Genomic DNA, 22,571 nt, shown 5'->3' on the forward strand with positions numbered 1-22,571 from the left:
CTTTATCATTATAAAAGCAGGATAATTATAATCCCTTTTCTTCAATCAGTTTTAGTAATAAATCAGGTCGATTGGTTAATATACCATCAGCACCTGCATCAATAAGTTTTTCCATTGTATCTGGATCATCAATGGTCCAGTAATGGATTTCCATTCCAAGCCGATGTGCCCCATCGATTAATCTTTGATCAGTTAAATCGAAACCGCTGTCTTCCACTGGAATCTGAAAAGCATCAACTTTTGGTACATAAAGATTACGTAAAAGGAATTTATGAGTAATTACAAAATTTTTAACCTCTTGTCTTCCGGCTGAAAGAGCTACTCGGCCTTTTGCATACTTATCAAATGTTTTAAGAATTTCTTGGTCAAAGGAACCGATTAAAATCTTTTCTTCCATTTGGTATTCTTCAATTAGATTCCACAATTTAGAAGCAATCTCCTCGATTCTTTCAGGAGGATTGTCATCTTTAATTTCTATTTCAATCTTTATGTGATTGAAGGTTTGAAACATTTCCTTAACCGTCGGAATATAGACCCCCTTACCACGAAAATTATGGTTACCTTCAAGATTTTTAAAATGATAGCCTGCATCCAGCTCTTGAATTTCTGCTAAAGTAAGATCTTCAACCTGTCCCTTACCATTGGTTGTCCGGTCAACACTTGCATCGTGAATTGCAACTAAGTGGCCGTCTTTTGTTATATGTATATCCGTTTCAAGGACATCCACTCCCATATTAGCTGCATTCTGAAAGGCTGCCATGGTATTTGAAGGTGCTAACAGTTCACCGCCTTGGTGGGCAATAACCATTGGGCGATTATGATTAAAAAAGCTTTTCTGTTTGATTTGTTTGACTGGAAATAAATTAATGACTAATAGAAAAATAATCAGGGCCGCTGCTATCAGCTTTAAAGATAGAAATATTGTGTTTTTTCTCCTTGCCTTTTCTACTGTGACATGTTGCATATTACTGCTCCTCTACTAATAGCCTTTCGAATAATCTACTAGATTAACAGAAGGCTTGTTACCTGAAATATAGTTTTTTAGGTTCGGGATAAGAATATTTTTAATAACCCGTTGATTATAATGCTCCGTTGAACCAGAGGTGTGGGGGGTAATAATCACGTTTTCCATTTCCCACAAAGGACTATCAACTGTTAATGGTTCTTGTTCAAATACGTCTAAACCGGCACCAGCAATGTGTCCCCTCTGTAAAGCAGCAATCAAATCTTTTTCCACTACGATTTCACCACGACCAATATTGATAAAGAAAGCGGTAGATTTCATGAGGTCAAATTGCTTGGAACCAAATAAGCGATGTGTCTCTTTGGTTAGCGGCAGGGTGACAACCACATAATCACAGTTGGGAAGAACGATATCTAATTGATTTGTGGTGTACATTTCATCAACAAACTCCTGTTGTTTTCCAGAATGGCGAACGCCGATGACCTTCATTCCAAAAGCTTTTGCGATTTTTGCTGCTTCTTTTCCAATGGTCCCAACACCTATAATTCCAACCGTTTTTTCATGCATTTCCAGATTCATGCCGGAATGGTGCCATTTCCTTGCTTGCTGGTTTTTTACATATGTATGAATCTTTCTTGTTAAGCCAAGCATCAATGCAAAGATTGTTTCGGATATCGGATAAGCATGCACACCATTCGCACTAGTTAGGGTAATATTTCTAGATTCCAGGGATTCAAGGGGCAGACTATTTACACCTGCACTCCAGGTTTGGAGCCACTTAAGCTTTGATTCGGGTATGAGACACTCTTTTTCAATGCCTTTTTTCCAGCCAGCAATAATTTCAGCATCATGTAAATGCTCCTGCCAAATTTCTCTATCTTTTCCCATAATGATCGTCCAATCTGGGATAATTTCTTTTATTTGATCGATAAGATTCTGTTCTAATGTATGAGTAATGACAATTTTTCTCTTTAGCATATATTTCCTCCATATGTACTTCGATTACTACTATTCATGATACTGGAATTTACTGAAAAATGATAACAATTAAATTAGGGAAGTGCTGAAAAATAAATGATTTCATATTTATCTTTTAAGGTGTTCTATGCTATTATTTAGTGATACGAAATAATCAGAATTATCACAATGTTTGTTGTGTAGATAGTTAGAGAGGTGTTTCCTTGAAAGAGCGTTTGTGGACTAAATCTTTTGTTATGTTAATGGCTGGGAATCTATTTGTGTTTATGTCTTTTCAAATGCTTATTCCAACATTACCGCCCTATATTAAATCCATAGGTGCAAGTGGGGTAGAAATTGGTCTTGTTACAGCGTTGTTTTCGATCGGTGCTGTGCTCATAAGACCGTTTATTGGACATATGCTCGAATACAAGCAAAGGAAATCACTTGTATTAATTGGTGCTGTCATTCTTTTAGTTATTACAATTCTTTACCCAATATCAAGAATTGTCATGATATTCCTGTTGATCCGATTTGTGCATGGTCTTGCTTGGGGGTGGTCAACAACTGTGAATGGTACAGCGGCGGTCGACGTTATTCCATTTTCAAGGCTTGGTGAAGGAATGGGCTATTTTGGGCTATCAAACACCATTGGGTATATCATTGCACCTAGTCTAGGAATCTTCATATATAATGTCACTACATTTACTAATCTCATTGTTATTTCAAGCATATTAGGATTGATTTCTGTCGTGCTGCTTGCACTTGTTCGCTACCAAACACCTGAAGCCGTTGTAAAAACAAAAAAGGAGAATCTTACATTTTCCTACCTTGATTCATTAGTAGAGAAATCGAGCTGGTTTCCATCGCTTATTACCATCATAATTTGTCTTGGTTATGGTTCAGTCTCAACATTCATCGTAATCTACGGGGAAGAAAGAGGCATTGTCCAAATCTTTTTATTTTATATTCTAAATGCAATTATTGCCACGGTGGCTAGACCATTTGCAGGAAAGTGGTTTGATGAAAAGGGGCCAATCGCCATGGTCTACTTCTGTATTTGTGCTACCTTTGTTGGGTTGTGGGTCCTTTCCTTTGCACAAACCAATTTCATGCTTGCTGTTGCAGGAGGATTGTTTGGACTCGGATTTGGCTGTGCATTACCAATCTTACAATCCTGGACCTTATCGATGACACCAGAAAATCGAAGAGGTGTGGCAAATGGCATGTTCTTTTCATCGATAGATTTAGGAATTGGCTTAAGCGGGATTATCTTCGGTACAATTGCACAATTCACTGATACGGCTAATCTCTTCCGGATAAGTAGTCTATTTTTAATTATTGCCATCGTTTTAACTATAGTAGAAGTTAGGAAAAAAAGAGTTGCTCCGAAGGAAAGAATTGTTTCATAAACAAAAGGTCAGCCTCTAGAGTAAGAGGGCTGACCTTTTTTAAATATTAGGCTGTGTTATTATTCATTGTTAATTTTCGTGTAGGGTTGATCATTCATAGGTGGAGAATTTCCGGCTAATGTATATAAAGGAACCATAAGAAGCAGATATAAGCGGAAAAATTCCGGTTAACTGCTTTAAATAAGACAAAATCCAATGATTTGGATACCATAAGCGGAAAAACTCCGCTTATTATGAAGGAAATATGGGTATTTCCCAATTTAAACGGAAATTCTCCGCTTATTTTCCAAACACAGTAAAATCAACATTCAGCTTTAACGCAGCCAAAAATTAAATTGCCAAATCCTATTATAATCCTCTAATTTTAGAATATTCAATATAGCCCTATGACACTATTGATAGAAAATTAAAAGTTTAGCAATTTATTTCCGCTTAATATTCTAAAAATTCTATACTTTTGTTACAATAGGTTGGGGAGATTTAATTACAAAAAGGAGGAAGAACAAATGAATATTGGTAGTCTTTTATCTCAAAATGCTAGAAAGTTCCCAGAGTTGCTAGCCATTGAATGTGAAGGCCGTAGTTACACCTACCGCCAATTTAATGAATGTCGTAAAGGTAATTACTATCGGTAAACCACAGACAGTAGGCTATCACTCGTATGTAAGCGCTTTATTTAAGGGTGGAGAGGAACCAGAAATAGAGGTCTCTGAAGAAGATGATTTAGAAATTCTTTATACATCAGGGACAACAGGCCGGCCGAAAGGCGCATTGTTTGATCATAAGAGGATTTTTAATGTTGGGATTTCTGTCACCATTAATATGGGATTACGACCGCATGAGCGTATCCTTAATGTAGCACCAATCTTCCACTCTGCACAGTTAAATCTTTTCCTAATTTCAGGTGTTGCACTTGGGGCAACACATATTATCCATCGTGATTTCCATCCAGTTAAGACACTTCAAACCCTTCAAGAACATAAAATTACTCACTTCTTTGGTGTTCCAGCCATGTTTAATTTCATCCTGAAAGTTCCAAATGGAATGTTTCTGGGAAAATACTAAAATATCAGCTTCGACAAAATTAAATCAAGTCAACGCTTAAAAGCAGGCGGTTACAAATAGAAAGTGAGGTATTCATATTGAAACATCCATATTTAACACATGACCATGAAATTTTTCGGAAGTCATTAAGGAAATTTTTAGAGAAAGAAGCTGTTCCCTTTTATGAGCATTGGGAAGAAGAGAGAATGATTCCCCGCTCATTGTGGAGAAAGATGGGGGACCAGGGTTTTCTTTGTCCGGATTTAGATGAGATTTATGGCGGCAGTGGTGTGGACTGGGGCTTCTCTGTAGTTATTAACGAAGAGCTGGAGAGAGTGGGTTCTGGTCTTGTGGGAATAGGTCTCCATAATGATATCGTTGTACCATATATCAATTCCTTCGGCACACCTGAGCAAAAACAGCGTTGGCTCCCCCGCTGTGTAACAGGGGAACTTATTACGGCCATCGCCATGACCGAACCTGGAACGGGGTCTGACCTTGCCAATATCAAAACTAATGCAAAGCTAGATGGAGACCACTATATATTAAATGGGCAAAAGACCTTTATAACCAATGGAATTCAGTCAGATCTAATTCTGGTAGCTTGTAAAACAGATCCCAATGCGGTACCAAAGCATAAAGGGGTTAGTTTACTCCTAGTTGAACGAGATACTCCTGGCTTTTCAAGAGGAAGAAAGCTGAATAAAGTGGGTCTGCATAGTCAGGATACGGCTGAGTTAATTTTTGAGGACTGCAGAGTTCCTAAGGAAAATCTCCTTGGTGAAGAAGGAAAAGGTTTTCTCTATATGATGGATAAACTACAGCAGGAGCGGCTTTTAGTGGCCATAGCAGCACAAATTGCGGGAGAAGTTATGCTGCAGGGAACGATAGACTATGTGAAGAGTCGTGAAGCCTTTGGAAAGCCTATCAGTCAATTCCAAAATACTCAGTTTAAACTTGCGGAAATGGCTACAGAAGTGGAAATGGGGCGAGCGTTTTTAGATCAATTAATAGCTGAACATATCGATGGTCAGAACGTGGTGACCAAGGTTTCAATGGCGAAATGGCGACTAACGGATACTGCTAAGAAAATTGCGGGAGAATGCCTGCAGCTTCATGGCGGCTATGGATATATGGAAGAATACGAGATTGCGAGAAGATTCCGTGATATACAGGTTTCTAGTATTTATGCTGGGACAAATGAAATCATGAAAACGATTATTGCCAAAAATCTAGGCTTGTAAATGGAGGAGATTGGATGACTACCACTATTGGACAAATTTTTGATTTAACGGTAAAAAGATACCCGAACAAGGATGCAATTTATGATGTTAGGAAAAATGTCCGCTATACGTATAAAGAGTGGAGTGAACAGGTTAACCGTCTAGCGAATGCATTATTGAATGAAGGGGTCAAAAAAGGAGACCGGGTTTCCACATTCATGTTTAATACCGAGGAATTAGGAACGGCATTCTTTGCCTGTGCAAAAATCGGGGCCATCTTTAATCCAATTAATTTTCGGTTAACTCCTGAGGAAGTGGCTTTTATTTTATCGGACGCAAGCCCTAAGGTGGTCCTTTTTGAAAAAGCTTTGGAGCCTGTTATTTCCGCTATCGAAAATCGGTTTGATTCAACGGCCTTTTGGTTTATTGATGAAGAGACACCAGCCTATGCAGCAAGCTATCACGATAAACTGGCTGATTCTTCAATCGAAGAGATACAGGCAGAGGTTAATGAAAATGATATATATGCGTTTATCTATACAAGCGGGACAACAGGAAGACCAAAAGGAGTCATGCATAGTCATCGTAATATGGTCGATCAAAGTGTGATTTGTATTGCTGCCCAAAAGCTTGAGCAGGAAGACGTAGGTCTTGTGACCGCTCCAATGTTCCACTGTGCAGAGCTTCATTGTGCCTTTTTACCAAGGATTCATGTAGGGGCAAGAAATGTTATTCTGCACCAATTTAACCCAAAAGTCATCCTTCAGTTAATAGGACAGGAAAAGATTACGAAATTTTTCGCTGCACCAACTATGTGGAATATGCTGCTGCAAGAAGATTTAAGTCAATACAATACAGAAAGTCTAAAGCTTGGTTTGTATGGTGCAGCACCAATGGCTCCGTCTCTCGTGCATGCCCTGCATGACCGTTTTGGTGTCCGGTTAGTTCAAGCCTATGGAATGACAGAAATGGGACCAGCGATTACCTTCCTATCCGAGAATGACCAGTTAAGAAAAGCCGGATCGGCAGGTCAAGCAGCCATTAACCATGATATTCGAGTGGTTCGTACGAGAGAGGATGGGCCATCAGATCCTGATGATGTTGTTCCAGTTGGTGAAACCGGTGAGATTATTGTCAAAGGGCCATGCATGATGATAGGTTACTTTAACCGTGAAGAAGCAACGGAAAAATCGATGTATAAAGGCTGGTATCATTCAGGTGATATCGGTTACCTAGACGCAGAGGGCTTTCTATTCGTAAATGACCGGGTGGATGACATGATTATAAGCGGCGGGGAGAATATTTATCCACGTGAAGTGGAGGATGTTTTACATGCACATGAAGGTGTTTTGGATGTTGCGGTTGTGGGTCAGCCAGATGAGCGTTGGGGTGAAACCGTTACGGCATTTGTGGTGAAAAAGGCCCCAGCACTGACTGAACAGGATCTAGAAGACTATTGTAAAAACAGCGATAGTCTAGCAAACTACAAGCGTCCACGTAAATATGTCTTCTGTGAAGCATTGCCACGGAATGCAAGTGGGAAAATCCAGAAATTTGTGCTTCGGAAACAGTTAGAAGAGCTGTTCACACAGGGATAATAATAGAAAAGGTCGCTGGATTCGTCTTGGCGGCCTTTTCTTTACGGTTACTTGTGGATGGCAGAAAATACTTGCGGATGGCAGAAAATACTCTCAGATAACAAAATTCACTCTCGCATAGCAGGAAATACTCTCGGATAACAAAATTCACTCTCGCATAAGCAGAAAATACTCTCGGATAACGAAATTCACTCTCGTATAGCAGAAATTACTCGCGGATAACGAAATTAACTCTCACATAGCAAAATTCACTCTCGGATACATCGAAAAAAAGGTATAATGTAAGAAGGTTATTTAGCAGAAGGGGGAGACGTCCTTGTTGTTTGAAAAAGCTCAACGATTATTAGAATCTCATTTTGGTTATTCATCCTTCCGAAATGGGCAGGAGCGTGCCATCCAATCCGTTTTAGCTGGAGAAAATACGATTTGTGTCATGCCAACTGGCGGAGGAAAGTCAATTTGTTTTCAAATTCCTGCACTTGTTTTACCAGGTACCACGATTGTCATATCCCCGTTAATCTCACTTATGAAGGATCAAGTCGATGCCCTCGTTCAGGTAGGAATTCCTGCAACTTTTATCAACAGCTCTCTAAGTTATCATGAAGCAAACGAACGAATCAGAGAAGCGAAGCAAGGAATGTACAAGCTTCTATATATCGCACCCGAACGATTAGAATCTCATGAATTTATCGAGGACCTGAAACAGATGGATATTCCATTAGTTGCGGTGGATGAAGCACATTGTATTTCACAATGGGGGCATGATTTCCGTCCAAGCTACCGCCATATCCAGCAAATGGTTTACAGCCTTCCACAAAAACCAAATGTATTGGCGCTGACTGCAACAGCCACACCAAGAGTACGAGAGGATATCTGTGAAACACTTGATATCGATGAAGAGAATTCAATCATTACCGGTTTTGAACGAGAGAATCTTTCGTTTGCTGTGATTAAAGGTCAAGACAGACTTCATTTTCTAAAAGATTATATTAAAAAGAATGAAAAAGAAGCGGGCATTATTTATGCAGCCACCCGGAAAAACGTTGACCAGCTTTACGAAAGGCTGAAGAAAGAAAATATTAATGTTGCAAGGTATCATGCCGGAATGGGGGACGCCGAACGTATACGCGAGCAGGATCGTTTTTTAAAAGATGAAGCATCCCTTATGGTCGCAACCTCTGCCTTTGGAATGGGTATCGACAAATCCAACATCCGCTATGTCCTCCATTTTCAACTTCCGAAAAATATGGAAAGCTACTATCAAGAGGCAGGCCGTGCAGGACGAGATGGACTCGAGAGTGAATGTATTCTTCTCTATTCTTCGCAGGATGTACAGGTTCAGCGCTTTTTAATTGATCAATCCAGCGATCGATCACGGATTCATGCGGAACTGGAAAAGCTGCAGCAAATGGTCGATTATTGCCATACCGAAAATTGCCTGCAGGAATTTATTTTAAAATATTTTGGGGAAATAGAGACAGAGTCATGTGGGCGCTGTGGTAACTGTCTCGATTCACGTACAAGCATTGATGTAACAAAAGAAGCCCAAATGGTAATGTCGTGCATGATCCGGATGGGACAGCGATTTGGAAAAACACTTACTGCTCAAGTATTAACAGGTTCAAGAAATAAAAAAGTAACTGAGATGGGTTTTGACAAGCTGACAACCTATGGAATTATGAAGGAAAAAGGTTCGAAAGAAGTCAGTGATTTTATCGAGTTCTTGATTTCACAAGAATTAATTGCCATCGAACAGGGACAATTTCCAACATTATATGTAGCGTCAAAAGGGAAGGACATCCTCCTTGGAAAGGAAAAAGTTCATCGCAGAGAAACCGTTAAGGTCAGAGAAATTTCAAAGGATGACCCATTATTCGAAACGTTACGGGAAGTAAGAAGGTCGATTGCAGAAAGAGAAAATGTGCCTCCATTTGTTATCTTTTCTGATGCCGCTCTAAAGGATATGTGTGCAAAGCTTCCAAGAACAAGCGAAGACTTTTTAGGAGTTAGTGGAGTCGGAGAACTTAAATTGAAGAAATATGGACTTGAATTTATTCAAGCCATTCGTCAGTTTTGCGAAGCCCATCCAGAACGCCAGCCGGAGTTGGGACAAGCTGCTGCTCCTAAAAAAACATCTAAAAAAGCTGTGGGTGATTCCCATTTAGAGACCTTACAGCTACATCAGCAAAACTTATCAATCGAACAAATAGCAGAAAAACGCGAGCTGGCACTGAGTACGGTTGAAAACCATTTACTCCAATGCGCTCAGCAAGGAATGGAAGTTGATTTTTCTAAGCTCATTCCTGCGGAGTATATTCCAATGCTTCAAAAAGCGGTGGAAGAGGCTGGGCGTTCACGTTTAAAACCAATCAAGGATTTATTGCCTGAAGAAGTAAGCTATTTCATGGTTAAATCTTATCTTTATTTTTTAAGCAAAAACAAGTAGTGTAGCACTATTTAGAATATTCATACTAATTGTCGTCTGCCGGGTTAATTTGTTAGTATTTCCCGGGAATTTGTCGATGAAAACAGCCGTATAACAATCATACGTCTGTTTTCATTCCTCAGATTCATCCAAAAATGGTTTATTAACAAAGTAATACATCCACGCCATTAATATGCTTCCTCCAAATAAATTACCTATGGTTACCGGAACGAGATTATGAATCACTCCTCCCCATGAAATCGTACCAGGATGATTCAGAACTAAAGCTATTGCGAAGGTACACATATTGGCAATACTGTGCTCATATCCGGAAATAAAAAAGCAGAACACAAAAAGGATCATCGAAAACATTTTGGGTCCGTCTCCTTTTAAACCGAGAGGAATAAAAAAGGCTAAGCAAACCAGCCAATTACAAAGAATGGCTCTAAAAAGCAGCTCCATTGTAGGAACCTGCATTTTCTTTTCTACAACGCTTAATAAAAAACCATTAACCGACGATTCTTCATAAAGTCCCGTGGTAAAAATGATAAAGGCAAAGACAGCTGCACCTAAAATATTTCCAATATAACTACTTATCCACAACTTGGTGACTTCGAGCCAAGCCATTTTTCGCCGAAGTGCAGCATAGGTGTAATAGAATGTATTACCCGTAAACAAATCTCCACCAGCGTATGCAATTAATATGATTGCCGCTCCAAAGGTGAGTGCGGCCATCGGATAAGCCCATGGGGAATGTTCCAAATAAAAGTAGTTTCCTGTTTTAAAAGCAACAATTACACCGAATCCAATAAACATACTGGCAAGCATTGACCTTAAAATATAACGTAATAGGCTTTGCCTGAAAATTTTAACCTTTTTTAACGCTAATTTTTCTACCTCGCCTAAGGGCTGTCTCTCCATAACTGCACCATCCATAATTTTCGAATCATCCCTATAGTTTCATATAACAGATACTAAATTATGTATAATAAATGGATTGATTTCATAAGTTTTGTAAAAAGGAAGAGTAGTTTAAATTAGCCACAAAAACACTATTTCAGATATAATGAAGTGGTTTTTCTAATACTGACTTTAAGGAGTTTGCTATGTCCTACTTAAAAAAAATAACCCCGGAATATGATCCGTGGGAAGCATATAATGATATAAAGCAATACGGTAAGTCCGAGCTTACCAATATTGAATTCACGACAACAACCTTATGTAATATGCGCTGTGAGCATTGTGCAGTAGGGTACACCCTTCAAACAAAAGACCCGGATGCGCTTCCACTTGATCTACTTTTGAATAGGTTGGATGAAATTCAAACACTAAATGCGATAAGTATTACTGGCGGAGAACCAATGCTTTCTCTTTCCTCTATCAAAAATTATGTGGTGCCTTTATTAAAATATGCTCATGAACGCGGAGTTCGGACGCAAATAAATTCCAATTTAACACTTGAGCTAGCACGCTATGAGTTAATTATTCCATATTTGGATGTTTTACATATTTCACATAATTGGGGAACAGTTGATGATTTTGTTGAAGGCGGCTTTGCAAGAATGGAGCGCAAGCCTGATTACAAACAACGTGAAAAGTATTTTCAGAGAATGATAGAAAATAGCCGGGAGCTTGTGAAGGCTGGAGTGATGGTTTCCGCAGAAACCATGCTTAACAAGCGTACACTGCCGTATTTGGAAAAGATCCATCGCCAGATTGTAGATGAAATGGACTGCCAGAGGCATGAGGTTCACCCAATGTATCCAAGTGATTTTGCTAGCAATCTTGAAACGTTAACACTTAATGAAATTAGGGAAGCTATTCACCATTTACTAGATATTCGTGATGAAAAAGTATGGATGCTTTTTGGGACTCTCCCTTTTTACGCATGCAGCCATAAACCAGAGGATTTAGAGCTATTAAATAGACTCTATCAAAGTAAAAATGTAACAGTAAGAAATGATCCTGATGGAAGGTCACGCCTTAATGTTAACATTTTTAATGGAGATATTATCGTTACTGATTTTGGTGATACTCCGCCGCTTGGAAATATCAAAACCACCAACCTGTTAGAAGCTTATCAAATCTGGCAGAGCTCCAGTATAGCGAAGGAATTGAGTTGCCATTGTCCAGCAGCTTCATGTCTTGGTCCTAACATTTTGGTGAAAAATAGCTATTATCAGGATATCGATTTTTCAAACCAACAGGCGAATATTGGAAAATAGTTTAGAAAGCGGGAATCCACACATTCCTGCTTTTTTCTTTTTCCAATCTTTAACTTGTAAAAAGTTTCCCGTATACTTAAATTATTATGCTGCTAGGGGGACGGGGAATGAGGATATTAGTTGTTGGCGCAGGAGCAATTGGTGGCTATTTTGGCGGGCGTTTACTCGAAAAGGGAGAAAATGTCACTTTTTTAGTGAGAGAAAGAAGAAAAAAACAGTTAGATACGGCTGGACTCGTGGTCGAAAGTGTTCATGGAAATGTAACTCAGACAGTTAAAGCGATTACAGCTAGTGAATCTGCAGGTCCTTTTGATTTAATTCTATTATCCACCAAAGCATATCATTTGGAGGGGGCAATAGAGAGTATCCATCCGTATGTAGGCGAGGATACAATGATTTTGCCTTTGTTGAACGGAATTTCGCATTTTACTAGATTGGAAGAAGAGTTTGGTAAAGATAAAATTATTGGCGGTCTATGCTTCCTTGAATCTACGCTTGATGTAACAGGAAAGGTAATTCAATCGAGCCCAAGACACGATTTAGTGTTTGGAGAACGGAGTGGTAAAAAATCAGACCGGATTTTGAAAATTGAAGAAGCCTTTAGAGGAACAAACACTGGCTTCCGTTTGAGCGACAATATAAATCATGAGATATGGAAAAAATATTTATTCATATCTGCTCTTTCAGGGATAACGACTTTAATGAGAGCGCCAATAGGTCCAATTCGTGAAACGGAAATTGGTGAATCCATTATTATTCAGTTATTAAGAGAACTAATTGCGATAATGAAAAGAATAGATGCACCGCTTGCCGATGATATCGAAACAATTCAAATGAATCAAATAAATGCTTTAGCCTATCCTATGAAGTCGTCCATGCAACGGGATATGGAAAAGTTACTTCCTGTTGAAGCAGATCATTTGCAGGGGTATTTACTAGATATTGCGCGCCGGGAAGAAATCTCTGTTCCGCTCCTAGCGGCCATTTATACAAATTTAAAGGTTTATGAAAAGTCTTTAAAATAGTAAAAGACCCAGATTGGGTCTTTTGCTATTTTTATGGTTATGCATGTTTAAACGGTATGCTTAACAAGCTTCGGGTGGCGGTGCATAGAGATAAACAAGATGATTCCGCTAAGTATCAATAATGCGCTAGTACTAATAAACACAGCAGAAAATCCTAAATACCCAGAAATGCATCCACCTAACATCGGACCAATGATATTTCCAAGGAACCGTAAGCTAGTATTATAGCCTAGAACTTCACCCTGCATGGCTATCGGTGCCTCTTGCCGAATATAGGCTATACGAACCGGGATGATTCCTCCTATTGCTATTCCTAGCGCAAATCGGACAATAACCAATTGCCAGAACTCAGTGACTGCAGCGCCAGGAAGGTAAATGATTCCTGAGACAAAAAGCAGGATGACTAGAATTTTTATATAACCGTGCTTATCCGCAATCTTCCCCCAATTTCTTGACATCAGCAGATTTCCTAATCCAGCTGCCGAGAAGGCGATTCCAGAATAAAAAGCGATATTTGCGTGACCATGCAGTTCACTGACAAATAATGATAGAATCGGCTGTATGCTAAAGTGGGCAATTTGTACGAGTGCTGAGATAAGTAAAACCGTTAACAATACGGGATTCCTAACAATATGTGCTAAAACTTCTTTACTGGAATAATGTGATTTTGTTCCTTTTTTCGTTTCAATCACATACTCCTTAGTGGCAAAAACTAGTAAGCCGGAAACAATAATCGCAATGGAAGTCCATTTAAAGGTCAAGGAGTAACCTAGTGAATCCGCTAAAACCCCGCCAAGCATCGGACCAAGGAGCGAACCTGTGATACTGCCTGTTTGTAATGTTCCAAGTACACGACCAGCTATTTCCTTCGGTGTTTGTGTAGAAATAAATGCTTGTGACATTGGAATAAATCCTGTGAAAAATCCCGTCAAAAACCTTAGGAGGAAAAGCTGCCAAACGGATTGGACATAGCCCATAAGGAAAATCGAGCATCCCATTCCAATTCCACAAATAATAAGGATTTTTTTCCTTCCAAAACGATCCCCAATTTTCCCCCAAATCGGTGAGAAGATAAAAGCAGATACAAATGTTACGGCAAAGGTTATTCCTGACCAATGCTGAACATATTTCGCTGAAAAGTTTCCAAATGTCTCTATGTATAACGAAATAAACGGTAGAACCATCGTCATACTTCCAGCAACAAAGAAGTTGGCAAACCACATGATTAAGATATTTCGTTTTGCCATCTCCAGCTTAGTCATGCTAGTTCACCTCTCTCGGCAAGATATTTCGTTTTCCTAAATACAATAATACCGAACTTTCAAAAAAATGAAAGTTATATACCTAGCAATTAGCTTCTGGCATTAGATTCGATATTATGTGCATGTAGTGAAAGTAGAGGATAAATTTAAAATATTTAGAAAACACTATTGACAAATTGTTAATAGGAGATTAAATTTAGTTTAATACTTTAATCAAGTAAAATAATACGTTCTCTTATCAAGAGTGGCAGAGGGACTGGCCCGATGACGCCCAGCAACCGTTCCGTTTGGAATTGGTGCTAAATCCTGCAAAACAAGTAATTGTTTTGAAAGATAAGAGAGGAGTAATCCTTCTTTTTGTGATGAAACCTCTCTTTTCTTGGAGAGGTTTTTTGTTATTACTCTCCTAGGAGCAACGTTGGCAGGGACGGAAGTACATAATTAAAAAGGGGAGATTTCAACATGAGGAAGAATTTTTTAAAGAGCACATTTGTATCAGCGATTGCAGCAACACTTTTACTGACAGGCTGTGGTGCTGGAGGAGAATCAAAGCAAACGAGTGGAAATACACCAATTGAAGGAGTTCCAGAACGTTTTGCAAAAGGGGAACAGCCAAAAATTAAGGTAATCCGAAAAATTGGCGGGGACGATCATACTGCCCAATTCTTAGCTGGTGCGAAACAAGAGGGCGAAGCGATAGGATTCACAGTGGATGTTTTTACCGCAAATGGAGATACAGCTAAATTTCATGACGCAATTAACCAAGCGTTAAGCCAAGATTATGATGGATATATCATATCCCATGGTGATGATGATGCGACTTTAAATGATGTGAAAAAAATTGTTGATGCTGGAAAGAGCATTGTTGCCTTTGACTCGAATCCAAACCTAACAACTGTTGATGGTGTTACTCTTACATCACAGGATGATGAGGCATTGGCGACATTAGCACTTGAACAATTAGTCAAAAAAACAGGTGGAGAAGCGAATATTGCCTATCTTTGGGTAGATGGATTTCCGCCAATGGTTCGAAGAAATAAGGTTTATCAGGATGTCTTGGAAAAGAACCCAGGAATCAATGAAGTTGAGCGTTTTGGTGTTGCTTCTGCCGATACAAGTGTACAAACACAGAATGCAGTTGCTGCTATGTTGAATAAATACCCTAAAGGGGAATTGGATGCAATTTTTGCTACTTGGGATGCGTTTGCGATTGGGGCAGCACGTGCATTAAAGGAAGCGGGAAGAGAAGAAGTTAAACTTTATGGGATTGATGTTTCTAATGCTGACTTGCAGGAAATTCAAAGAGAAGGCAGTGCTTGGAAGTATACAGCTGCCGTTGATCCAAAACTCATCGGAGCAGTTAATATGCGAATATTAGCGAAGAAACTAGCAGGTGAAGAGACGCCTCAAACCTTTAATCTCGAAGCATCATTGATCTCACAAGAAGACCTTCAAAAATCAAAAGAACCTGTCAACATGGTGAATCTTGCTGATATTATTCCAGGATGGGGCCAATCTACCGCATTTGAAGAAGACTGGATGAACACGTTGAAAGAACATTATAAGAAATAATAAATGATATCTTACGTCTTTTCGATTGAAAAGGCGTTTTTTTATTGATAAAGATTATTCTTTTGATTAAACTTAGGAAATCATAGGAAGAAAGAATAGTTGTGGTGAAATTTTTTATGGAAAACGAGAAAACACATACATACGAAATAATCGAGATTTGTTTGCTTGCTGGAAAGATCATGCTCCAATCCGGTGGTGAAACCTATCGGGTAGAAGATACGATGATGCGGATTGCAGCAGCGTTTGGGATTGAAAATTCTCATAGCTATGTAACGCCTACTGGAATCATCTTTTCAGCTGAAGGTGCGGAGCCAACGAAAACTAAGTTAATCCGTATTTCAACACGTTCTACTGATTTAAAAAAGGTTGCAATGGTGAATAGCATTTCTCGAAGGATAACGAGTGGCGAAATCAAATTAGATGATGCACTTATTCATTTAAAAGAGTTGGATGCATTAGATGTAACCTTCCCCTTTATGTTTCAGGTAGCTGCTGCCTCGATAGCCAGCGGCTGTTTTATGATTATGTTTATGGGGGAATGGGTAGACTTTATCCCGGCGATGTTAACTGGCGGGGCAGGTTATTGCGGTTTTTTATATTTTCATCGTTTTATACCAGTAAAGTTTTTCTCTGAGTTTTTAGCCTCGTTTATTATTGGGTTACTGGCGGTAATCTTTGTGAAAACAGGATTGGGTCAGCAGTTAGATAAAATAATTATTGGCTCGGTAATGACACTAGTACCAGGACTCCTAGTGACCAATGCAGTGAGGGATTTAATGGCTGGTCATTTAGTATCAGGCTTGTCAAAAGGTGCGGAAGCACTTCTAACTGCCTTTGCTATCGGCTCAGGTATTGCCGTCGTTTTATCATTCTTGTAAATGGAGGCACGTTGTGGATATATTAGGACAACTAATTACAAGCTTTATAGCCACTGCAGCATTTGGAGTTATTTTTAATGCACCTAAGGAAACTTTAGTAAAATGCGGATTTGTTGGAATGGGCGGCTGGATTATCTATTATTTAGCGGAAAAGTATACAGGAGATTCTGTTTTAGCCACACTTGGAGCGACTCTATTTGTGGGAATCGTTAGTCAGGAATTAGCCAAGTTTTATAAAACACCTGTTATAATTTTTAGTGTTGCTGGAATTATTCCCTTAGTTCCCGGTGGTTTGGCATACGATACTATGAGGAATTTTGTGGAGGACGATTACTTTCAAGCAATAGCGTTAGGTGCAAAAGTAACGTTACTTTCAGGCTCCATCGCATTTGGTCTTGTTTTTTCAGAGGTTATTAATCAAGTAATTCGAAAGATTAGATTAAAAAAGGTATTTAAAAATCTAAAGGTACGTTAAAATTGGACGAAGGCAGAGGAATGAGTTCCTCTGCCTTCTATTGCTTTGATCCTAATGGGATCACTATTGTAACTTGTGAATGGTTGTATCCAATTAGCAGCCATCGCAAGGTAAAAATTTATATATAATAAATGGTATTAAAAGACCAATTTGCCGCGGTTACTCTTCCACCTGATGGTTTTATACCTAAACGATGTAAGCCCTACCTCTCTTACATCCTTACGGCTCCGAAGCCGATCCAGCGTGAATAAGTTTTACTTTTAAAACATAAGCAGAATGCCAGAAAAAATTCTTACATTGCGTAATTTCGTTTATTACAAGTTACATTTTTGTTAAGCACAATTACTAATATTATATTAAATTTAGGAAGAAGTCAAATATAAAATAGTTTTTGTGTGAATATTGATCTTTGTAAAAAAAGGAAAAGGGGAAAATTAGTAGAAATATTAATTAATGGTTTGGAAAAAGAAAGGAGGGTGAAAGATGATTTTTTTTCGAAAGTTGTTCCTTACGGCATCTCGTTATCGGTATCGCACGGTAATCCTTACTGCCATACTCTTTATTATCGTTAATGCAGAAATTATTCGATTCCTAGAACCTAAGACGTTTGAAAATAATTTACATGCGGTGTGGTGGATCCTTACTACAATTACGACTGTAGGTTATGGGGATGTATATCCAACTACGGAGGCGGGAAGAACCTGGGCGATGATTGTCGTTTATACATTAGGTATTGGACTTTTTGGAACGGTAATAGGGGTGATTGTAGACGGTATCTCCCAATATAAAAAGCGAAAGGAGGAGGGGAAGTTGTCATATAAAGGTGAAAATCATTTTGTCATTATCGGCTGGAGTGCTAAAAGTAAAAGCACGATTAAGGAACTATTATTATGTGATGAGAAAACAGATATCGTATTGATAGATGAATTTGAAAAATCTCCTTATGAACATGAACGGTTTCACTATATTCAGGGGAGTCCAACAGATGTAGAGACTTTGAAGAAGGCGAAAATTGAAAATTCACAAGCTGTATTGCTGTTTGCGGCGGAAGGGATAGCAAATCCTGATTTAGTAGACGGCAAGACTCTTTTAACTGCTTCTTCGATAGAACGCTACGATGATGGAACGGAAAAGAATATTTATACCATTGCAGAAATCGTAAATGAAAAGCACGTGGACAATTTCAAGCATGTTAAGATTGATGAATTTATCTTATCAAATGGATCTGTCTCGAACCTGATGGCGAAATCTGCCCAAATGAAAGGAGCCAGCCACCTCTTTACACAATTGCTAAGCAGACAGGATGGTGATGGGGGGAGTGATCTCTGGGAGGTCAGTGTAAGTACTGAGTGGAAAACATATGGTACGGCATATGAACAACTTAAAGAAAAAGGGGCTCAGCTAATAGCTGACAGGGATGATTTGAACATACTCAAAAAATGGAATGACCCCATCCCAAAGGAAGCTAGATTATTTGTCATCTGTGACAAACATACATACCAAAAGCTATGAAAAAAACGCATCTAAGCAGATGCGTTTTTTTCAGTAGGTCAAACAACCCGCTATAACAATTCCAATTGATACGGACAATAATAGGAGAAAAAGTCCGACTGCACGGTTATCTTCTTCAATGCTCTGCGATACGTTAAAACTTCGAGGTGTGAGCCACTCGGTAAGATAAAAGACAATAATCTGTGCCGCGATTCCAACTGCTCCCCAAATGACCATATCCACGAGCGAGATGGAGTGAGCAAGTGCGGAATACAAAACAATGGCAAGTCCAAGAAGTCTTCCCCCAAGCACATAGCTTGCTGCTTTATTCCCTTTTGCCATCAAGGAAAATTCCTTGACCTTTGTGGTAATCTCCATTAAAAAGAGCCCAATGAGTAATAAAGCTAAAGAAACAGCTAAATATAACAAGAAATCTAACATTTACAGTCCTCCTTCATTAATACCTACCGGTAAAAAATAGGACTCGTTACCGGTAATTTTTTCGCCTGCTCTTATTCCAATACTGCTCGGTTTCCCCGCAATAAGGAAAGAACCAAATACATACGATAACTCTTCTATACCTTTTTCCGTTTCCAATGAAATCACTGGCAGAGGCACATACGATTGATAGATCGGCAGCTCGTTTTTGTAGGTTTGGAAGGAATTTTGGACATCTATATGGGTTTGTGAATCCCAAATGGTAATCGTGTCTCCTTCCCTTCCGAATGACGGTTTTTGGACATAGGCAGCATTGCCTGCGAATGTATCGGCTTCAAGGTAGGTAGGCAGCATATATGTTTTTATCCATTCCTGTTCTTCCTTTGTATAATATCCTTCTTTTTCTGCTAAGCCCCATATTAGACATTGAATCGATTTGGGCTGAAGAAGAAATGCTGATACAGGATTTATAATTGAAATTTTCCCTTTCTTCGCAAGCTGTAATAATTCAATTCCTACAAGGTCTCTTGTATTTGGATCTCTGTCCTCGAGCAGGTGTTCAAGGGGATACGTCTGCCGATATAAAACATCGATTGGAACCCCATTAGCGTCCAAAAGTGCTTCATCCGTAATCCGAAGCTTTGACATTGGAAGTGTTTGATTTTTAACCTTACATAACTGACTTAAATAAACAGTGGTATTCCAATCCTCGATATGATCACTGTGTGCTGTGAATACAACATTAGGAGTTTCATGTCCCTTTGAGGATTCAAGGACAGCCTTTGTAATGCCGGACGAAAGAAGCCGTTCTTGATTTTGGTTTGGATCACGATAGCCCAATTCTGTACAAACTTCGCCGTTGATTTTAAAACATTCGACGATAAAAGTAGGTGTATCAGAATTAAACTCAAGCATCTTTACACCCTTTCTCGTCACAGCAAAATCAAATCGAGAAATGACCGATTCCGGAAAAAGATTTTTCATTCTAAGAAATGGAAGACTTGCGGCAGGAAAACCAAGTTCAAGAAGCTGATTGTCTTGAAGGCTTCGAAGCAGCACGGCAGTTTTAAAAAATACCCGGCCCATCCGTTCAGTAGCTTCCTTTAAAAGGGTTTGGGTTTGTTCTGTTATGGTAAATACATGATATAAACTGTATTCACCTCCATATAAGTTTGACCAAAAGACTGGAAACTTTGAGTAAAATTGACTTCGGTCCTTTGCGTATGTGGACATATGATTAACCTCCAAATCCACCTTTTGAGCCGCTGCCGAATCCGCCCTTAAAGCTAGAGGAGGATTTATAAGACTTGTAAGCAGATGAATTTCTCAAAGCTGATTTGTTACTGAAAAACAACCCGCCATAAAAGAAATGCCCATAGTAGCTTGATCGAGTATCATCACATTGCCAGACTCCCTCTTCATCATCCCATTCCCAATCTGAACAGTTAGTGTCGTCTGGTTCAGGAGGTAGATCCTGTGCTTGAGAACAACCGGCCAGGGTGGTTCCGGCCATAAGAGAAGTAAGAACACCAGTGATTAACCATTGGGTTTTCTTCACCTTTTTACCCTCCTTTTTTTGTTATATTTCCATTATAAAAGTAAATTTCAGGAAAACAATGGTAATATAAAAAGAAAAAGAAAGAGGGATGGAAAATGAGGTTAGAATATCGATTAGATGATGAATATAAAAACTATCCAGCCATCTATAATTACCAAGATATTTCTCGTATTGAAGCGACAGCAAGAATGACTTGTGAATACTACGTTAAAGACAAAGAGACTTTTGAAGTTAGTGCGACTTCTATGGACCCAGATGGAACAGCCGTGATTTATGTGAAAAGAGAAAATTATAACGACGATTCCTCGGACACGATCTATTCTCACATAGGTTTTGAAGTCAGAGAATTAAAGGGAACATCATCTATAGTAGTGGAGAAAAAAGATGTTTGGGAACATGAAGAGATAATAACAACACTTCATTCAGATTTTATCTACGTTCAAAGGGATGGAAAGTTTTTGGAATTCTCATTAGATTCAAGAGAAATTGATGAAGACCGTAAATGCTACGTTTTTTACGGGAATTTTACTGGCAAAAGTCGATAAGGAAGCAGAAGAAAATTTTCGTATTTTGAAGGATACTGGCGGATAATGTCGTATTCTTTATCATATATATATATATGGATATTTTCTTGGGGGAAATTAAATGTTGGCAGAAAAACTTCTTTTGAATTTACTTATTACGATCTCACCAGTCCTGCTTTATAGTGTCCTTACAGATCAAAAAAGAAAACTAGATTCACCTATTGTTTGTGGACTATTACAAAGTACTGCAGCACTTTTATGTATGATTTTTTCATATGCTAACTATGGTTTTAGCTGGGACCTGCGCTATGTTCCTTTGGTAATCGCCTTTTTATATGCTGGTCCAATTGCTGGAGGAATGGTTTTCACGACCATTATTGCAGCGCGGTTATTAATGGGAGGGGACACTGTATTATTTGGTCTTGTTAATTCTTCGTTAATTGCTATCATTCCCATTCTTATTATGAAAAGTTTCTGGGGCTACACTCCAAATAAAAGAGTCCTGATTACGGCATTAATCGGTGCATGGTCCTTGCTAGTTTGCTTTTTATCATTAACTGTACACCAAAGCTTGGAAGGGGAGGCAGTGAATATTAATACTAATATTCCGGACCTTTTAATTGTTGGAATAATTGATACCATAGCTATTGCCATTGCTGCTAAGCTGAATGAGGGGTTAGTGGAACGGTCTAGAATGAGAGTAGAAATTCAAAAATCAGAAAAACTAAATACATTGGGTGAACTTGCTGCTTCTATCGCACACGAGGTCCGTAATCCGTTAACAGTTGTTAAAGGGTTTTTACAGCTCATGCAGCAGGAGGAGAAAGGGAAAAATTACGATTATTTTTCACTTGTATTAAGTGAATTGGGGCGTGCAGAGTCGATAATTAATGATTATTTGAACTTTGCTAAACCTCAATTTGATAAAATAGAGGAATTCCCCTTGGTTGATGTCCTTACAGAAGTTAAAATGCTCCTTGACCCACTCGCTTTAAAACAAGGAGTTCAATTACATAGTTATTTAGATTCAGGTGATTTTCACCTTTTTACAGATAGAAATCAGTTGAAACAGGCGCTGGTGAATCTAATTAAAAATGCAATTGAAGCCACCTCTGAAGGTGGAAAAGTGACCATAACCCTAAAGCAAATAGACCATTATGCATATATATATATTGCAGATACAGGGAAGGGAATGAATCATGAACAACTCTCTCGGATAGGGACTTTGTTTTATACAACAAAGGATAAAGGTACTGGCCTTGGTACATCTGTATCCTTAAGAATTATCGAAACAATGAAAGGAAAAGTATCCTATAAGAGCAAACTAGGTATTGGGACAGAAGTTACCATGATTCTTCCAGAAGGTAAAAAGGAATTGGTTAATATTTGATTATTAAGAAGCTAACCAACTCAAGCTTGGTTAGTTTCTTTGTATTATCGTTGAAAATAAGCAGATTCAGAAGAAATCTTGTCGAATTTTATCGAATTCCCAAAAAAAAC

20 protein-coding genes and 1 riboswitch are annotated in these 22,571 nt (G+C 38.7%); of the genes, 13 read left to right on the top strand and 7 right to left on the bottom strand.

Annotated elements, in window-relative coordinates; genetic code table 11:
• Positions 1-25 precede the first annotated feature (25 nt).
• Positions 26-964 (bottom strand): glycerophosphodiester phosphodiesterase, encoded by a 939-nt coding sequence (locus ACY3XC_RS19810; RefSeq protein WP_464870058.1) that lies wholly within the window; start codon positions 962-964, stop codon positions 26-28.
• Between the two features lie 15 nt (positions 965-979).
• Positions 980-1,942: a D-2-hydroxyacid dehydrogenase gene (locus ACY3XC_RS19815; protein ID WP_464870059.1), complete on the bottom strand. Its 963-nt coding sequence runs from the start codon at positions 1,940-1,942 to the stop codon at positions 980-982.
• A 203-nt stretch (positions 1,943-2,145) separates the two neighbouring features.
• Here ACY3XC_RS19815 and ACY3XC_RS19820 point away from each other — a divergent pair, with 203 nt between their 5' ends.
• The 5 genes from ACY3XC_RS19820 (at position 2,146) to recQ (ending at position 9,644) form a co-directional block, all read left to right on the top strand.
• Positions 2,146-3,333, top strand: a complete 1,188-nt coding sequence (locus tag ACY3XC_RS19820; protein WP_464870060.1) for an MFS transporter — start codon at positions 2,146-2,148, stop codon at positions 3,331-3,333.
• Positions 3,334-3,903: 570 nt separating this feature from the next.
• Complete coding sequence (locus tag ACY3XC_RS19825; protein ID WP_464870234.1) at positions 3,904-4,398, top strand: AMP-binding protein; 495 nt, start codon at positions 3,904-3,906, stop codon at positions 4,396-4,398.
• A gap of 77 nt (positions 4,399-4,475) precedes the next feature.
• Positions 4,476-5,621, top strand: a complete 1,146-nt coding sequence (locus ACY3XC_RS19830; RefSeq protein WP_464870061.1) for an acyl-CoA dehydrogenase family protein — start codon at positions 4,476-4,478, stop codon at positions 5,619-5,621.
• 14 nt (positions 5,622-5,635) lie between these two features.
• Positions 5,636-7,198, top strand: a complete 1,563-nt coding sequence (locus tag ACY3XC_RS19835) for a fatty acid--CoA ligase (RefSeq protein WP_464870062.1) — start codon at positions 5,636-5,638, stop codon at positions 7,196-7,198.
• 319 nt (positions 7,199-7,517) lie between these two features.
• On the top strand, positions 7,518-9,644 hold the full coding sequence (recQ, locus tag ACY3XC_RS19840; protein ID WP_464870235.1) for a DNA helicase RecQ: 2,127 nt from the start codon (positions 7,518-7,520) through the stop codon (positions 9,642-9,644).
• Between the two features lie 111 nt (positions 9,645-9,755).
• Here the strand turns inward: recQ and ACY3XC_RS19845 are convergent, their stop codons facing one another.
• Positions 9,756-10,544 (bottom strand): formate/nitrite transporter family protein, encoded by a 789-nt coding sequence (locus tag ACY3XC_RS19845; protein WP_179157725.1) that lies wholly within the window; start codon positions 10,542-10,544, stop codon positions 9,756-9,758.
• 185 nt (positions 10,545-10,729) lie between these two features.
• Here ACY3XC_RS19845 and yfkAB point away from each other — a divergent pair, with 185 nt between their 5' ends.
• Both yfkAB and ACY3XC_RS19855 read left to right on the top strand, forming a co-directional pair.
• The gene (yfkAB, locus tag ACY3XC_RS19850; RefSeq protein WP_464870063.1) at positions 10,730-11,848 is read left to right on the top strand and encodes a radical SAM/CxCxxxxC motif protein YfkAB; all 1,119 of its coding nucleotides are present in this window, start codon (positions 10,730-10,732) and stop codon (positions 11,846-11,848) included.
• Positions 11,849-11,955: 107 nt separating this feature from the next.
• Positions 11,956-12,873 (top strand): ketopantoate reductase family protein, encoded by a 918-nt coding sequence (locus tag ACY3XC_RS19855; RefSeq protein ID WP_464870064.1) that lies wholly within the window; start codon positions 11,956-11,958, stop codon positions 12,871-12,873.
• 47 nt (positions 12,874-12,920) lie between these two features.
• On the opposite strand, the gene ACY3XC_RS19860 is transcribed toward ACY3XC_RS19855, so the two are convergent.
• Positions 12,921-14,135: an MFS transporter gene (locus ACY3XC_RS19860; protein WP_464870065.1), complete on the bottom strand. Its 1,215-nt coding sequence runs from the start codon at positions 14,133-14,135 to the stop codon at positions 12,921-12,923.
• Between the two features lie 232 nt (positions 14,136-14,367).
• A riboswitch (SAM riboswitch) is annotated at positions 14,368-14,475 on the top strand.
• Positions 14,476-14,597: 122 nt separating this feature from the next.
• Here ACY3XC_RS19860 and ACY3XC_RS19865 point away from each other — a divergent pair.
• The 4 genes from ACY3XC_RS19865 (at position 14,598) to ACY3XC_RS19880 (ending at position 18,572) form a co-directional block, all read left to right on the top strand.
• Positions 14,598-15,707, top strand: a complete 1,110-nt coding sequence (locus ACY3XC_RS19865; RefSeq protein ID WP_464870066.1) for a sugar ABC transporter substrate-binding protein — start codon at positions 14,598-14,600, stop codon at positions 15,705-15,707.
• A gap of 116 nt (positions 15,708-15,823) precedes the next feature.
• Positions 15,824-16,585: a threonine/serine exporter family protein gene (locus ACY3XC_RS19870; RefSeq protein WP_464870067.1), complete on the top strand. Its 762-nt coding sequence runs from the start codon at positions 15,824-15,826 to the stop codon at positions 16,583-16,585.
• 13 nt (positions 16,586-16,598) lie between these two features.
• The gene (locus ACY3XC_RS19875; protein ID WP_464870068.1) at positions 16,599-17,060 is read left to right on the top strand and encodes a threonine/serine exporter family protein; all 462 of its coding nucleotides are present in this window, start codon (positions 16,599-16,601) and stop codon (positions 17,058-17,060) included.
• Positions 17,061-17,543: 483 nt separating this feature from the next.
• Positions 17,544-18,572 carry an ion channel gene (locus tag ACY3XC_RS19880; protein ID WP_464870069.1) on the top strand — a complete coding sequence of 343 codons (1,029 nt, stop codon included), beginning with the start codon at positions 17,544-17,546 and terminating at the stop codon, positions 18,570-18,572.
• Between the two features lie 30 nt (positions 18,573-18,602).
• Here the strand turns inward: ACY3XC_RS19880 and ACY3XC_RS19885 are convergent, their stop codons facing one another.
• From ACY3XC_RS19885 to ACY3XC_RS19895, 3 genes are read right to left on the bottom strand one after another with little or no spacing between them, the layout of a single operon-like run.
• The gene (locus tag ACY3XC_RS19885) at positions 18,603-18,992 is read right to left on the bottom strand and encodes a DUF350 domain-containing protein (RefSeq protein WP_464870070.1); all 390 of its coding nucleotides are present in this window, start codon (positions 18,990-18,992) and stop codon (positions 18,603-18,605) included.
• Complete coding sequence (locus ACY3XC_RS19890) at positions 18,993-20,222, bottom strand: glutathionylspermidine synthase family protein (RefSeq protein ID WP_464870071.1); 1,230 nt, start codon at positions 20,220-20,222, stop codon at positions 18,993-18,995.
• 4 nt (positions 20,223-20,226) lie between these two features.
• On the bottom strand, positions 20,227-20,502 hold the full coding sequence (locus ACY3XC_RS19895) for a hypothetical protein (protein WP_464870236.1): 276 nt from the start codon (positions 20,500-20,502) through the stop codon (positions 20,227-20,229).
• Between the two features lie 140 nt (positions 20,503-20,642).
• Here ACY3XC_RS19895 and ACY3XC_RS19900 point away from each other — a divergent pair, with 140 nt between their 5' ends.
• Together ACY3XC_RS19900 and ACY3XC_RS19905 are read left to right on the top strand one after the other, a co-directional pair.
• Positions 20,643-21,092 carry a hypothetical protein gene (locus ACY3XC_RS19900; RefSeq protein ID WP_464870072.1) on the top strand — a complete coding sequence of 150 codons (450 nt, stop codon included), beginning with the start codon at positions 20,643-20,645 and terminating at the stop codon, positions 21,090-21,092.
• A 100-nt stretch (positions 21,093-21,192) separates the two neighbouring features.
• Positions 21,193-22,461, top strand: a complete 1,269-nt coding sequence (locus tag ACY3XC_RS19905) for an ATP-binding protein (RefSeq protein WP_464870073.1) — start codon at positions 21,193-21,195, stop codon at positions 22,459-22,461.
• The last annotated feature ends 110 nt before the right edge of the window (positions 22,462-22,571 follow it).

The organism is Bacillus sp. CZDM1 (genome assembly GCF_055502545.1).